Here is a 1693-nt window from a genome sequence, read left to right as displayed (position 1 = left end):
ATGAAGGCACGCGCTCTTTTAGGAAAACCACGTGCGACATCAACAAATATTCCTGCTATGCCATGGCAAGAGGTTCCGGCATTTTATCAAAGCTTGGATGATAAGATCCTTTCAAATTTAGCACTGAAGTTATTGATTTTGACAGGAGCACGGTCATATCCATTGCGCTATTTGCGCCTTGAACAAATTGATAAAAAGATATGGACTATACCAAAAGAAAACATGAAAGGTATTGTAGGGAAAGTTTCAGACTTTCGCGTGCCACTAAGTGATGAAGCTTTGAGAGTTATTGAAAAAACTCTTCCCTTTGAAAAGAATGGTTTTCTCTTTTCTGGTCTTACAGGCAACCCCATTTCTGATGCCACCATGGCAAAGTATATGACAGTTTGTGGTTTGACTTATCGTCCCCATGGTTTTCGTTCAAGCTTACGGGATTGGATAGCAGAGACAACGTCAACACCATTTGAGATTGCCGAAACTGTTCTTGCCCATTCAGTTGGGAGTTCAGTGACGAAAGCTTATATGCGAACGGATTTTTTAGAACAGCGACATGTTCTCTTGGAACAATGGGCGTCTTTTATATCAGGAGAGGCTTGACAGGATTATAACAATGTGTCTATTGTCGAATGAGGTGCTTGAAAAACACCTTAAAACAACTAGCGGATTGGTTGCCGAAATAACTGATCTTCCGCAATTTAAAAGCTTTGACTCATTGTATGCTAGACGCATATAATAGCTTTGTCGGGTGTGGTTATGCCATATAATACCCTTTACGGGGAAAGCATAACGACGGGCTAGTTGCCGTGTTTTTCAGCACCCGGCATTTTTATAAAAAGTGTCAATGAAAAACATCTAACAACTAGGAGTTCGCTATGAACACTCTTATAGAAATTACGGAACAAATCATTGATCAGGAAACTGTTCAAACCGTTAACGCGCGTGAGTTACATACGTTTTTAGACGTTAATATACGCTTCAACGATTGGATTTCACGACGGATTGAAGAATATTCTTTTCAAGAAAATCAAGACTTTGTGAGTTTTACTCAAAAAAGAGTAAAACCTAAAGGCGGTCGTCCAAGTACAGAATACCACATCACTTTAGACATGGCGAAAGAGCTTTCAATGGTTGAACGTAACGAGAAAGGACGTCAAGCACGCCGTTATTTTATTGAGTGTGAGAAGAAACTAAAAAGCCAATCTGTTGATTATGATAATGATACACGCTTTGATTTGCCAAGCTATTGGGAAGGTATGAACGCTGGCGAAAAAGTTTTATATCTTCTGGGTCCAATACATGTTCGTCTTCTTGATGCCTTCAGAGTAGATGAAGAGAATAGAAAATATAAAGCCATCATTAAAGAAGCTAAGCGCGTTCTAGCAAGATCTGTTGTGAAAGCGGCTTAGTTTAAAACACGATTCATCTCCCCATTTCAAAAGTGGGGAGGGGATAAAGCTTTCAGTTTTTGGTTAGCCACTATTTTAAATGTACAAAGATATTATTGATAGTCTCCATGAGACGAGCAAAATTAAGAAACCATTTTCTAAAGAATTTCGCGCGTCTCAGAGTATGTTTAGAGTCGGATATTTGGTTTTTGTGTAAAAATACTTACAAACGCATCCATAATACGTGAAAAATCAAGTGCTAATAAGAGTATAATGAGTACAATCCATTTTGTATAACGAGACATCAC

The 1693-nt window shown here is 38.6% G+C and carries 2 protein-coding genes; both read left to right on the top strand.

Annotated elements, in window-relative coordinates:
* Positions 1-597: tyrosine-type recombinase/integrase (locus ACFINO_RS09695; RefSeq protein WP_375655606.1), on the top strand; the 597-nt coding region annotated here is incomplete at its 5' end.
* Positions 598-872: 275 nt separating this feature from the next.
* Positions 873-1406: an antA/AntB antirepressor family protein gene (locus ACFINO_RS09690; RefSeq protein WP_375655604.1), complete on the top strand. Its 534-nt coding sequence runs from the start codon at positions 873-875 to the stop codon at positions 1404-1406.
* The last annotated feature ends 287 nt before the right edge of the window (positions 1407-1693 follow it).

This window comes from Bartonella sp. AA83SXKL, from assembly GCF_042196965.1.
In the GTDB taxonomy this organism is placed as follows: domain Bacteria; phylum Pseudomonadota; class Alphaproteobacteria; order Rhizobiales; family Rhizobiaceae; genus Bartonella.
This window is presented reverse-complemented; position numbering and strand designations above follow the sequence as displayed.

Coding starts and splice junctions, on each gene's coding strand:
- ACFINO_RS09690 (WP_375655604.1), top strand. CDS start 873: ATGAACACTCTTATAGAAATTACGGAACAAATCATTGATCAGGAAACT.